Annotated in this window: 13 protein-coding genes and 1 tRNA gene; 7 read left to right on the top strand and 7 right to left on the bottom strand. The window is 69.0% G+C overall.

What is annotated here, in order from left to right; translation table 11 throughout:
- Window positions 1–23 precede the first annotated feature (23 nt).
- The 4 genes from ACWCSU_RS18780 (at window position 24) to ACWCSU_RS18765 (ending at window position 4517) form a co-directional block, all read left to right on the top strand.
- Window positions 24–1445 carry an FtsK/SpoIIIE domain-containing protein gene (locus ACWCSU_RS18780; protein WP_449936273.1) on the top strand — a complete coding sequence of 474 codons (1422 nt, stop codon included), beginning with the start codon at window positions 24–26 and terminating at the stop codon, window positions 1443–1445.
- Between the two features lie 68 nt (window positions 1446–1513).
- Complete coding sequence (locus tag ACWCSU_RS18775; RefSeq protein WP_449936272.1) at window positions 1514–3088, top strand: replication initiator; 1575 nt, start codon at window positions 1514–1516, stop codon at window positions 3086–3088.
- Window positions 3085–3324 carry a helix-turn-helix domain-containing protein gene (locus ACWCSU_RS18770; RefSeq protein ID WP_449936270.1) on the top strand — a complete coding sequence of 80 codons (240 nt, stop codon included), beginning with the start codon at window positions 3085–3087 and terminating at the stop codon, window positions 3322–3324. The genes ACWCSU_RS18775 and ACWCSU_RS18770 overlap by 4 nt, the downstream gene beginning before the upstream one ends.
- Window positions 3321–4517: a tyrosine-type recombinase/integrase gene (locus ACWCSU_RS18765; protein WP_449936268.1), complete on the top strand. Its 1197-nt coding sequence runs from the start codon at window positions 3321–3323 to the stop codon at window positions 4515–4517. Before ACWCSU_RS18770 ends, ACWCSU_RS18765 begins: the two co-directional genes overlap by 4 nt.
- Window positions 4518–4558: 41 nt before the next feature.
- Here ACWCSU_RS18765 and ACWCSU_RS18760 read toward each other — a convergent pair.
- The 5 genes from ACWCSU_RS18760 to ACWCSU_RS18740 form a co-directional block, all read right to left on the bottom strand.
- Window positions 4559–4631 (bottom strand) — tRNA-Ala (locus ACWCSU_RS18760).
- A 15-nt stretch (window positions 4632–4646) separates the two neighbouring features.
- Entirely contained in the window at window positions 4647–5375 is a 729-nt protein-coding gene (locus ACWCSU_RS18755; protein ID WP_364083484.1) for an HAD-IA family hydrolase, read from the bottom strand.
- Between the two features lie 15 nt (window positions 5376–5390).
- Window positions 5391–5510, bottom strand: coding sequence for a DLW-39 family protein (locus ACWCSU_RS18750; RefSeq protein ID WP_020542320.1), 120 nt, complete (start codon window positions 5508–5510; stop codon window positions 5391–5393).
- Between the two features lie 432 nt (window positions 5511–5942).
- The gene (locus tag ACWCSU_RS18745; protein WP_449936266.1) at window positions 5943–6137 is read right to left on the bottom strand and encodes a hypothetical protein; all 195 of its coding nucleotides are present in this window, start codon (window positions 6135–6137) and stop codon (window positions 5943–5945) included.
- Window positions 6138–6317: 180 nt separating this feature from the next.
- Complete coding sequence (locus ACWCSU_RS18740) at window positions 6318–6551, bottom strand: hypothetical protein (protein ID WP_449936264.1); 234 nt, start codon at window positions 6549–6551, stop codon at window positions 6318–6320.
- A 364-nt stretch (window positions 6552–6915) separates the two neighbouring features.
- Here ACWCSU_RS18740 and ACWCSU_RS18735 point away from each other — a divergent pair, with 364 nt between their 5' ends.
- Genes ACWCSU_RS18735 through ACWCSU_RS18725 form a run of 3 tightly spaced genes read left to right on the top strand, consistent with a single transcriptional unit; the run spans window position 6916 to window position 10279 of the window.
- Window positions 6916–7128, top strand: coding sequence for a heavy-metal-associated domain-containing protein (locus ACWCSU_RS18735; RefSeq protein ID WP_449936262.1), 213 nt, complete (start codon window positions 6916–6918; stop codon window positions 7126–7128).
- On the top strand, window positions 7125–8036 hold the full coding sequence (locus tag ACWCSU_RS18730; protein WP_449936260.1) for a hypothetical protein: 912 nt from the start codon (window positions 7125–7127) through the stop codon (window positions 8034–8036). Before ACWCSU_RS18735 ends, ACWCSU_RS18730 begins: the two co-directional genes overlap by 4 nt.
- Before the next feature lie 29 nt (window positions 8037–8065).
- Window positions 8066–10279, top strand: coding sequence for a heavy metal translocating P-type ATPase (locus ACWCSU_RS18725; RefSeq protein ID WP_449936415.1), 2214 nt, complete (start codon window positions 8066–8068; stop codon window positions 10277–10279).
- Here the strand turns inward: ACWCSU_RS18725 and ACWCSU_RS18720 are convergent.
- Complete coding sequence (locus ACWCSU_RS18720; protein ID WP_449936258.1) at window positions 10262–11425, bottom strand: MFS transporter; 1164 nt, start codon at window positions 11423–11425, stop codon at window positions 10262–10264. The genes ACWCSU_RS18725 and ACWCSU_RS18720 overlap by 18 nt on opposite strands.
- A complete protein-coding gene (locus ACWCSU_RS18715) occupies window positions 11422–11871 on the bottom strand; it encodes a carboxymuconolactone decarboxylase family protein (protein WP_357693257.1) in 450 nt (149 codons plus the stop codon). The genes ACWCSU_RS18720 and ACWCSU_RS18715 overlap by 4 nt, the downstream gene beginning before the upstream one ends.
- Window positions 11872–11889 lie beyond the last annotated feature (18 nt).

Below are 11889 nucleotides of genomic sequence, written 5' to 3'. Positions count from 1 at the left end.
ATGCTTGGAAGGACTCCAGCCTAATGTTCAAGAAGATGCCCGGCGAAGAGCCGTCACGCATCGTTTCCACCACGCCGGACACAGCGGTCGTGTTCAAGCCCGCCGTCGTCAAGACGCCCGCGATCATCACCTTCATCGTCCTCGGCTGGCGCGCCGTCGTGAGCCTGGTCCTCACCGTGTGGCGGCACCCGGTTGCCGTGCTGGTCGTCACGGTCCCGTGCGCCCTGTCGGTGCTGTACGGCTGGCGGGCCGCACTGCTCCTCGTCACCCCGGCACTTGTCGGGATCGTCAGCTGGGGCATCCTCGACCGGCCGACCTTCATGCGCTGGATCGGCTGGCGACTGCTCGCCTGGTGGCGACTGGTCTCGGTGTACCGGCGACACTGGCAACCGGTGATGATCGTCTCCGGCCTCGGCAGGCACATCCGAGGACGCGACTACCTGCCCAAGCTGGGCAAGGTCACCTGCACCTCATGGGCCGACCTGGTGACAGTCCGCATGCTCTCCGGCCAGGCGGTCAAGGACTGGGCCGACCGTACGGACAACCTCGCCTGCGGGTTCGGCGCGCGTTCCTGCCGCATCTCAGTCATAGAGGGTGGCCGGCTACAGCTCACCTTTCCACGACACGATCCGCTCGCCACTCCCCTGCCTGCCGTTCCGATTCACGAGACAGCCTCTGTCGGACCAATCGAGATCGGCAAGCAGGAGGACGGGCAGCCGTGGCTGCTCAAGGTGCATGGCACTCACGTCCTGGTCGCCGGCGCGACAGGGGCCGGCAAGGGGTCGATCATCTGGTCCGCGATCCGCGGGCTGCTCCCAGCCGTCAGCGCTGGTCTGGTCGAGATCTGGGCGCTCGACCCCAAGCTGATGGAGCTGTCCTTCGGCCGCGCGCTCTTCGGCTCCAGGTACGCCGCTGACCCCGGCGACTGCGCAGACCTGCTCGACGACGCCGTCAAGGTCATGCAGTCCCGGGCCGCTCGCTTCGCCGGTCACCGCAGGTCGCACACGCCCACTGTGGACGACCCGTTCGTCCTGGTCGTCGTCGACGAGGTGGCGTTCCTCACCGCCTACCAGCATGACAAAGAGCTGCGACGCCGCATCTCCGCAGCGCTGGCGACGCTCACCACTCAAGGCCGCGCGGTCGGCGTCGGAGTCCTCGCGGCGCTTCAGGACCCCCGCAAGGAGGTCATGAACATCCGCAACCTGTTCCCGGACAAGATCGCCCTGCGCCTGGACGAGTCGGAACAGGTGGACATGGTCCTCGGCGACGGCGCTCGTGACAGGGGAGCACTGGCCGACCAGATCTCCCCCAGGCCGGAGGTGGGCGCTGGCATTGGCTACGTCCGTCTGGAGACCTCGCCCGACCCTCTGCGGGTCCGCGCGGCCTACGTCTCCGACGAGGACATCCGCGACATGGTCACCGCGTACGGAGAGGAGGCCCATTGAACAGTCCACAGCACCCGGCGGAGATCCGGGGAGAGGCGGCTCGCCGCTCGGTTCCTCGGAAGATCCGGATGGCGCAACCGCTCGCCCGCGAAGTCGCCGAAGAGGTCGCCAAGCTGCACGGCGTCTGCATCCGTCCCGTTGCCCTGCGGCGGCTCGACCTGGTCACAGGCAAGGACGAGGTCATTGATGTCCCGTGCGGGGCGACGCTGGACAGCAAGTGTCCGTCCTGCGCCAAGCGCAACCGACAACTCCGGATGGCCCAGTGCCGCGAAGGCTGGCACCTCACCGAAGAGCCTGTCATCAGTCCCGACGCGGCTACCGAGGAACAGCGCTGGCTGGTCGAGTTCCGAGCCGATATGCAGGCACGACGAGACACGGCCGAACTCGCAGGCGAGGAGACCCGCGACTGGGACGCCGTTCTCGCCGGCCTCGACGAGGAGATCAACGCGGCGGGCATGCGCGGCAACGTCGTCGGCCGGACGGCACCCAAGCGCGTCCGCTCGACGAGACGGCGACAGGATGCTCCGAACCTGCCCAAGCGCAAGATGGCCAGCACCACCCTTGGGCGCGCCTTCGAGGCCGGCGACGGCAAGGTCTACCGGCCCTCCCTATTCGTCACCCTCACCCTGCCTTCGTACGGGAAGGTTCGCGACGGTGTCCCGGTCGATCCGGAGGCATACGACTACCAGCGAGCCGCCCGCGACGCCCTGCACTTCTCCAAGCTGATCGATCGATTCGTGCAGAATCTTCGCCGCGTGGCGGGCTATGACGTGCAGTACTTCGCCACGGTGGAGCCACAGAAGCGCCTGGCCCCGCACCTCCACATGGCGATCCGCGGCACGCTACCCCGTGCCGAGATCAAGCAGATTGCCGCAGCCACCTACCACCAGGTCTGGTGGCCTCAAGCAGACGAGGTGCGCTTCGAGGGCGAGCACCTACCCGTCTGGGAGGAAGAGGCCGGCTACCTCGACCCCGGCACCGGCGAGGTACTGCCCACCTGGGAACAGGCCCTCGACCAGCTCGACGCCGACGAGAACGCCGAGCCCCTGCATGTGATCCGCTTCGGCGACCAGGTTGACGTCAAGGGTGTCCTCGCAGGCACGCCGGACGCCGATCAGTGCATTCGCTACCTGTCCAAGTACCTGACCAAGAGCCTCGGCGAAGGTCTCGGCAACCCAGCCCAGCGGCACCACACCGCCCGCTTCGTCGAGGCACTGCGGTACGAGCCATGCTCACCGACCTGCCCGAACTGGCTCCGCTACGGCGTCCAGCCCAAGGGAGCCAAGCCCGGCATGACTCCGGGCCGGTGCCGCAGCAAGGCCCACAAGCCCGAACACCTCGGCTACGCCGGACGCCGCGTCCTGGTCTCCCGCAAGTGGTCGAACAAGACGCTCGCCGAACACAAGCAGGACCGCCGCACCTGGGTCATGGAAGCCCTCGGCCAAGCCGACGAGCCGACCGACCCGCACCGCTACGTCTGGCGACCGGTCAGACCGGGAGACCCGGACCTCGCCCCAGTCGGCTTGCGACTGCTGCGAAGTGTCGCCGAACGCCAGCGCTGGCGCAGCCACCTGCGCGAACTCGAAGCCAGAGCCAGCGGACAAGATCTTTCGGCAATCGAAGACGAAGGGAGGGCCGCATGACCGACATCTCGACCTGCCTCCTTCCCGAATGGGCTCGGGGCCGCCTTCTCACCGTCGAGGAAGCCGCCGAACGCCTGAACACCTCAGTCCGCTTCCCGCGCCGCTTGATCGAGGAGCGACGCATCGCGTTCGTCCACATCGGGCGCAACGTGCGCATCCCAGAGGCGGCCCTTGAGGCGTTCATCTCGGCGGGACTCGTCGAGCCGGTCACCGCCCGGCGTGGGAGTGCTGCATGATGGCCAACGCCCAGGAGGAGAAGCCTCGCCGTTCGAGCAAGAGGAAGCCCGCCAAGCGGCGGTTCGGGCGCGTACGCAAGTTGCCTTCCGGTCGCTACCAGGCCCGCTACCAGGGTCCGGACGGGATCGACCGGCCGGCACCGCAGACGTTCGCTACCAAGACCGACGCGGAAGTCTGGCTCACCAGGACCGAGGCCCAGATCCTCGACGACGAATGGATCAATCCGGACGCCGGAAAGATTTCTTTCGGCAAGTACGCCACCGACTGGATCAAGGAACGGCCCAACCTACGCCCGCGCACGATCGAGCTGTACGGCTACCTGCTCCGCACGCACCTCAAGCCCACCTTCGGGGACAAGCCGCTCAGCGAGATCAAGGAGCCGCATGTCCGGCAATGGCGGAAGAAGCTGCTCGACAACGGCGTCAGCGAAGTGACTCTCGCCAAGGCGTACCGACTACTGAAGGCGATCCTGTCCACAGCTGTGGACGACCAGCTCATCAAGCGCAACCCATGCCGGATCAAGGGCGCAGGCCAGGAGAAATCACCCGAAAGACCTGTCCTCACCGTCGCCCAGGTGTACCGAATCGTCGAGGTGATCGAGCCCCGCTACCGCGCCCTGGTCCTCCTCGGCACGTTCGCCAGTCTCCGCTGGGGCGAGCTGACCGGCCTCCAACGGCGAGACCTCGACCTCGACACCGGAACCGTCAAGGTGGAACGCCAGCTCATCCAGATCACCGGCAAGGGACTCACCTTCACCGACCCCAAATCAGCAGCGGGCAAGCGAACCGTCGCCATACCGGACCTGATCATCGACGAGCTCAATGCCCACGTGAAGGACTTCGCCGTGGACGGTGACGAGGGCCTGATCTTCGTAGGCCCAGACAACGGCCCGCTCCGCAACACCAACTTCAACCGCCGCGTCTGGGTCAAGGCCCTCCAGGACGCCGACCTACCAAAGATCCACTTCCACGACCTCAGGCACACCGGCAACACTCTCGCCGCCAGCGCCGGCGCCTCCATCCGGGAACTGATGGCCCGCATGGGCCACTCCAGCACCCGCGCCGCCCTCATCTACCAGCACTCCACGGACGAACGTCAACGCGAGGTGGCACGCAAGCTCGACGAGCTGGCAAGGGGGGCCCTCAGCACATCGGGCACGCAACGGGCACGGCCCCAGAACAAGGCCCACTAAAGATCAAAAGCCCAGGCCGATGACCTGGGCTTTTGTATGAGTGGAGCCTAGGAGATTCGAACTCCTGACATCCTGCTTGCAAAGCAGGCGCTCTGCCAACTGAGCTAAGGCCCCTTCGACGAAGATAGCTTACCGGGCCGACGAAGCCACCCGCGTCGCCCCAAGGTCCTCGCTCAGTACCAAGCCCGGAAAGTCCGCGATCGAGTCCAGGATGTGTGTGGCTCCGCCCTTGAGCAGCCGTTCCCGGCTGTGCACCCCGGTCATCACCCCCGCCACCACGGACGCCCCGGCTCGGCGTCCGCAGAGCATGTCGCTCTCCGAGTCGCCGACGACCGCCACGTGCCGTACGTCCTGCACGCCGAGTCGCAGCACGGCGTGCAGGACCATGTCCGGCCAAGGGCGTCCGCGGCCGCCGGCGTCCTCCGGGGAGATGGCCAGGTCGACCTTGTCGTGCCAGCCGAGGACGCCGAGCACGCGGCTCAACGTCGTACGGCTGAACCCGGTGATCAGGGCGAGCTTGATCCCGGTGCCGCGGAGCTTGTCGAGCGCTTCCACGACTCCGGGGACGGGCACCAGTCCGGCACGTTCCAGCGCACCCTCGTAGGAGCGCTCGAACGTCAGGTTCGCCGCCTGGGCCTGGGCCTCGTTGCCGGGGAAGATGCCCCGGAAGACATCGATCTTGGGACAGCCCCGGGACCGGTGCACGTGAACCATGGCACGCGCGTACGCTCCGGTCCCGGGCACTATGCCCTGGGTGGCGATCGCCTCGGCGAAGGCGCGCTCGACCATGGCGATGTCACCGACTGTGGTGCCTGCCAGGTCCAGGCACGCCAGCTCGATGGGGACGACGTCACTCATCGCCTCGCCGGTCGGTTAGTTCTCGCTGCCGGTCGCCTCGGTCCAGAGATCGAGCTCGGCGCGGTCGGCCTGCACCTTACGCCAGATCAGCAACCCCCCAAGGGCGATCAGCGCCAGAACGAGCAGCTTCTTCACGGTGTGACCCCACTTCTTCGACGGTCTCACCTGCCGGGGTGAGACCCAACGGTTGACATGCAGCCTAGCAAGGGATGGCTGCGCTCCTTGTGTCGCGCACGAACCTGATGTGTGGCTTGTGCGTAGAACGAGCCTTCAGCCCGGCCTGGATCATCCCTTCGACCCCGGCCTTTATCCATCCCGTCCTGGGCAACCTGCCAATCACTTCGGACAACATCCCGATCATGCCAAATATCCTGACGTCCCGCGCGCTCGACATACCTCAGGGGGTATGTTACGTTTCCGTCGCCTTCTGATATACCCCCCTCGGGTAATTACAGAACGAAGGGCGTCATACCGCCCAGCTCACGGCGATCCTGGACACGTACAACTGCCGGAAATGCCGCGGGACCTCGACTTCTCGGCCGACGGGCTGCAACGGGTGTTCAACGCCTATGTCGTGGTCTTCGGCGGGTGGGCAGGCGGCTGTCCGACCTGTTCGGGGCGTGAAGGATGTTCGTCACCGACTGAGCGGCGCTGATCGGCGAGGTCCGTGATCGCCGGCACGGCCTCGGTAAAGATCGCCGGGTGCGCGGTGCAGGGCGTCGGCGGGGCGCTCATCGCCCCCGCCGCGATGACCCTGCTCATGACGCTCTTCGTCCACAATCCCCGCGAGCCGGGCAAGGCCATGGCTCTGTACGGCGTTGCGGCCCCCGCGGGCGGCCCCGCAGCGTGCACCTCGAAGGACGGGCCAGGCAACGGACCGGTCGCGGCCAGGGTGGCCAGGCCGATCGGGATGTGGATGACGAACCCCCAGGGCCGGCTCAGCTACTCGGTGATGCGTCGAGGGCGCGGTGGCGGCAGGCGTGGCAGCAGGCGCGGCGGCGGCGACAGGTGCGGCGGCGGCGACCTCGTGAAAGCCGTTTCGGTCGCGGCCGGGCTGGTCGTCCATGCCATCGTCGCCAGAAGCCGGATCGCCGGGGTCGGCGGGGTCGTCCTGTTCGCGCCGTTCCTGGTCGTCCAGCGGACCGCCAGGCAGGTGCCCATGACCGTGGCCCTCATGACCTCCATGGTCGGCGTCACGGCGAGGCTGATCGTGACCGGACTCGCCGCCCCAGGCCACGGATGTGACGAGGCTGCGGTTCACCAGCGGCTTCACCACGAACATGCTGCCGGCCAGCCTGGTCGCCGAGGGGAGGCGTCACACGACCTACCACTCGACCTGGCCGTAATGACGGCCCGCAGCCACCTCGAAGGGCCGGCTCACCGACGGTTTCCAGACCGCCGTCGCCGACGCGGCGCTCATCCGCGAACCGGCCGTACGCGGAACAGTGAGCTGAATCTCACACCCCTCCGAAATACCCTAGGGGGGTACCGTGTTAGAGTGTATTCGACAGGCACCGGAACAACGCCGAAGGAGACCGTAATGAGCACCGCCACCTACACCGTCAAGGGCATGACCTGCGGCCACTGCGTGAGCTCGGTGAAGGAGGAGGTCGGCGGCGTGGCCGGCGTCACCGGTGTCGAGGTCGACCTGGCCAGCGGCCTGCTCACCGTGACCAGCGAGAGCCAGATCGAGTCCTCCTCGATCGCCGCCGCGGTCGAAGAGGCCGGATACGAACTTGTCGGGCAGTCGTGAACACGGCCGCCAAACTCGGCTCCTACGCCCTGGGGCTCGCCGTCGTCTTCGGCGGGGCCCTGGGCGTGGGGCGGGCGGTCGGTCCGGTGTCCCAGGAGCCGCCGCAGGAGAACCACGCCGCCATGACGGAGAGCCGGAGCAACGACGCGCCGAAGCAGGCGTCCAGCGATACCCCTGGGGGGCTGCAAGTGTCGCAGAACGGATACACCCTCAACCCGCTGACCCCGGTCGAGACCGGGAAGGCCACTGACTTCCGCTTCACGGTGACCGGGCCGAACGGCCGGCCGGTGACCGACTACCAGGTCGAGCACGACAAGAAGCTGCACTTCATCGTGGTCTCCCGCGATCTGACCACGTTCCTCCACCTTCATCCGGAGATGACCCCCGACGGCATCTGGTCGGTCGGGCTGACGTTGCCGGAGGCGGGGGCGTACCGGGCCTTCGCCGACTTCGCCCCGACGGGCGGCGAGAAGCTGACGCTCGGCGCCGACGTCCAGGCCGCCGGCGACTACCGGCCGAAGCCGCTGCCCGAGGCGAGCCGCTCCTCGAAGGTCGGCGACTACACTGTGAGCCTCGACGGAGACCTGGTCCCCGGGCGGGCGAGCAAGCTCACCCTCACGGTGAACAAGGACGGCAAGCCGGTCACCGACCTGCAGCCCTACCTGGGCGCGTACGGTCACCTGGTCGCCCTCCGCGCCGGTGACCTGGCCTACCTGCACGTGCACCCCGAGCAGAGCGAGAAGGCCGGGCCGCAGATCACCTTCTACGCCGAGGTGCCGAGCGTCGGCGACTACCGCCTGTTCCTCGACTTCAAGCACGGGGACGAGGTCCGTACCGCGGACTTCACCGTCCGCGCCACGCAGGGCGACGCGGACGCCGCGGAGCCGTCGGCCCCCCACGGCCACTGAGACGCTGAGACGCTGGGAAAGGAGAGATGATGTCTTCCCTCACCGAGGAAAAGGCCGTCGAGCTCACGATCGGCGGAATGACGTGCGCGTCCTGCGCCAACCGCATCGAGCGCAAGCTGAACAAGCTCGACGGCGTGACCGCGACGGTCAACTACGCGACGGAGAAGGCGAAGGTCACCTTTCCCGACGGGCTCGACCCCCAGTCGCTGATCAGCGAGGTCGAGAAGGCCGGGTACACCGCCGCGCTCCCGGTCGCCAAGGAGCGGAAGGGGCAGGAGGAGCAGGCCGAGCCCGCCGACGAGCTGCGGCCGCTGCGCGACCGGCTGATCGCCGCCGTCACGCTGAGCGTGCCGGTGATCGCGATGGCGATGGTCCCGGCGTTGCAGTTCACGAATTGGCAGTGGTTGTCGCTGGTGCTGGCCGCGCCGGTCGTAGTCTACGCCGGCTGGCCCTTCCACAAGGCCGCCTGGACGAACCTGCGCCACGGCGCCGCGACGATGGACACGCTGATCTCCATCGGCACGCTGGCCGCGCTCGGCTGGTCGTTGTGGGCGCTGTTCTTCGGCACGGCGGGCACGCCGGGCATGACGCACCCGTTCGAGCTGACCATCGAGCGCACCGACGGCTCGGGCAACATCTACCTGGAGGCCGCGGCGGGGGTCACGGCGTTCATCCTGGCCGGGCGCTACTTCGAGTCGCGTTCCAAGCGGCGGGCGGGGGCCGCGCTGCGGGCCCTGATGGAGCTGGGCGCCAAGGACGTCGAGCTGGCCGACGGGCGGCGGGTGCCGGTCGAGCAGCTCAAGTCGGGCGACACCTTCATCGTGCGGCCGGGTGAGAAGGTCGCCACCGACGGCGTGATCGAGGAGGGCACCTCCGCGGTGGACGCCTCGATGCTGACCGGCGAGTCCGTGCCCGTCGAGGTGCGGCCCGGCGACGCGGTCACCGGCGCGACGGTCAACGCGGGCGGCCGGCTGGTCGTGCGGGCCACCCGGGTCGGCGCGGACACGCAGCTCGCCCAGATGGCCAAGCTGGTGGAGGAGGCCCAGACGGGCAAGGCCGACGTGCAGCGGCTGGCCGACCGCGTCTCGGGCATCTTCGTCCCGATCGTGATCGCGCTGGCCCTCGGCACGCTGGGCTTCTGGCTCGGCACCGGCAACGGCGCGGGGGCCGCGTTCACCGCGGCGGTGGCCGTGCTGATCATCGCCTGCCCGTGCGCGCTCGGTCTGGCCACCCCGACGGCGCTGCTGGTCGGCACCGGCAGGGGCGCCCAGCTCGGCATCCTGATCAAGGGCCCCGAGGTGCTGGAGTCCACCCGCCGCATCGACACCATCGTCCTGGACAAGACCGGCACGGTCACCGAGGGCAAGATGACGCTGGTCGACGTGCACCTGGCCGAGGGCGAGAGCCGCGAGGAGGTGCTGCGGCTGGCCGGCGCCATCGAGCACGCCTCCGAGCACCCGATCGCCCAGGCCATCGCCAGGGAGGCGAAGTCCGACGCGACCGTGGAGGACTTCGCGAACGTCGAGGGCCTCGGCGTGCAGGGCATCGTGGACGGCCACGCGGTCCTGGTCGGCCGCCCGAGGCTGCTGGCCGAATGGTCGCAGCACCTGCCCGCCGACCTGGCCGCCACCCTGGAGGAGGAGCAGGCCAAGGGCCGCACGGTGGTCGCCGCCGGCTGGGACGGCAAGGCCAGGGCGCTGCTGGTGGTGTCCGACGTGGTCAAGGAGACGAGCGCGGAGGCCATCGCCAGGCTGCGGACTCTGGGCCTCACCCCGGTCCTGCTGACCGGTGACAACGAGGCCGTCGCCCGGCAGGTCGCGGACGAGGTCGGCATCGACGAGGTGATCGCCGAGGTGCTGCCCGCCGACAAGGTCGACGTGGTCAAGCGGCTGCAGGGCGAGGGCAAGGTCGTGGCGATGGTCGGCGACGGCGTCAACGACGCGGCCGCGCTCGCCCAGGCCGACCTGGGCCTGGCCATGGGCACCGGCACGGACGCCGCGATCGAGGCCTCCGACCTGACCCTGGTCAGGGGCGACCTGCTGGTGGCCGCCGACGCGATCAGGCTCTCCCGCCGGACGCTCGGCACGATCAAGGGCAACCTGTTCTGGGCCTTCGCCTACAACGTGGCCGCCCTGCCGCTGGCCGCTCTCGGCCTGCTCAACCCGATGATCGCGGGGGCCGCGATGGCCTTCTCCAGCGTCTTCGTGGTGAGCAACAGCCTGCGGCTACGCCGGTTCAAGTGATCGCTGGGCCCATCTGACGGCCGGTGCCATCGTGGCGCCGGCCGTCATGAACGCCAGGCCCAGCAGCAGCCAGCCCACGGTTCCCCCGTCGAGCACGAGCGCGGTGAGCACGACCGGGCCGAGCATCCTCGCCACGGCCGTGCCGGTGCCGAAGAAGCCCTGGTAATGGCCCTGCCGGTCGTCGGGGGCCAATCCGAACCCGATCTCCCAGGCCCCCGCGGCCAGGAGCATCTCCCCGGCCACCTGCAGGCCGGCCGCCGCGATCAGGAAGATCCAGCCGTACGGGCTGAGGGCGAACACCGCGCACGCGGCGAACATCACGAACCCGGCCCTGCGGACGGCCGAGGAGGCGTCCCGCAAATCGCGCACCCGGCGGGCCACGCGTACCTGGAAGAGCAGCACGCTGCCGGTGTTGAGCACGAGCAGCACCGAGACCATCCACGTGGGCGCGGACGTGCGCTGCGCGATCCACAGCGGCACCACGAGGCTGAGCAGCGGCATGTAGAACAGCATGACCGCGTTGATCAGCGTGACCAGCGCGTACGGCCGGTCCCTGAGCACGGCCAGCCGCGGCCCCGGCGCGGCTGGCGCGGGCCGCACGGCGGGCAGCGCGCGCAGGACCAGCGCGGCCACCAGGAAGCTCAGGGCGTCCAGCGCGAACACCGCGGTGTATCCGGCACGGGTGCCGACGGTCAGCGCGACGCCGCCCAGCGCGGCCCCGACGGCCATGCCGCCGTTGAGCGTGGACTGCAGCACCGCCCGCACGACCGTGCGGCGAGCCGGCTCGATCAGCCCGGCCAGCAGGGCCTGGCGGGCCGCCGACAGGCCGGTCTGCGCGGTCCCGTACAGGCAGGCGACCAGCACGAACAGCACGAACGAGTGGACGAACACGAACGAGCCGGCCGCCACCGCGGTGGTGAGCGCGAGCAGCACCGCCACGCCGCGCGGCCCGCGCCGGTCGGCCAGGTGCCCGAGGGGCACCCCCGCCACCGAGCCGACCGCCCAGCCCAGGGTGAGGCCGAGGCCGATCTCGGTGGCCGACAGGCCCACGACCTTGGCGAAGTAGAGCGCCGAGGTGACCAGGTAGGCACCGTCGCCGATGGAGTTGGCGAGCTGCGCGGCGGCGAGGACGCGCTCGCGTCTCATGACTTGTACGACTCCGGGGTCATACGGGTGGCGACGCCCATCCGGTTCCAGGCGTTGATGGTGGCGACGGCCACGGTCAGCGCGGCCAGTTGCTGCTCGTCGAAGTGCGCGGCGGCCTGGGCCCAGACCTCGTCGGTGACGTCGTCGGTGGACAGGCGGGTGGCGGCCTCGGTGAAGGCCAGGGCGGCGCGTTCCTCAGGGGTGAAGAAGGGGGCCTCGCGCCAGACGGCCACGGCGTGCAGCCTGGCGTCGCTCTCCCCCGCCTGCTTGGCGTCGGAGCTGTGCATGTCCACGCAGTAGACGCAGCCGTTGATCTGGCTGGCGCGCAGCCGTACGAGTTCGAGGAGGGGCTTGGGGAGGGTGCTCTGGGCCACGAATCTGTCCAGGCCGGCCATCGCCTTGTAGGCCTCGCCGGCGAACTTCCCGAGTTCCATGCGTTCGGTCATGTGCTCATTTTGGCCGCC

Source organism: Nonomuraea sp. NPDC001699, assembly GCF_053596455.1.
This window is presented reverse-complemented; position numbering and strand designations above follow the sequence as displayed.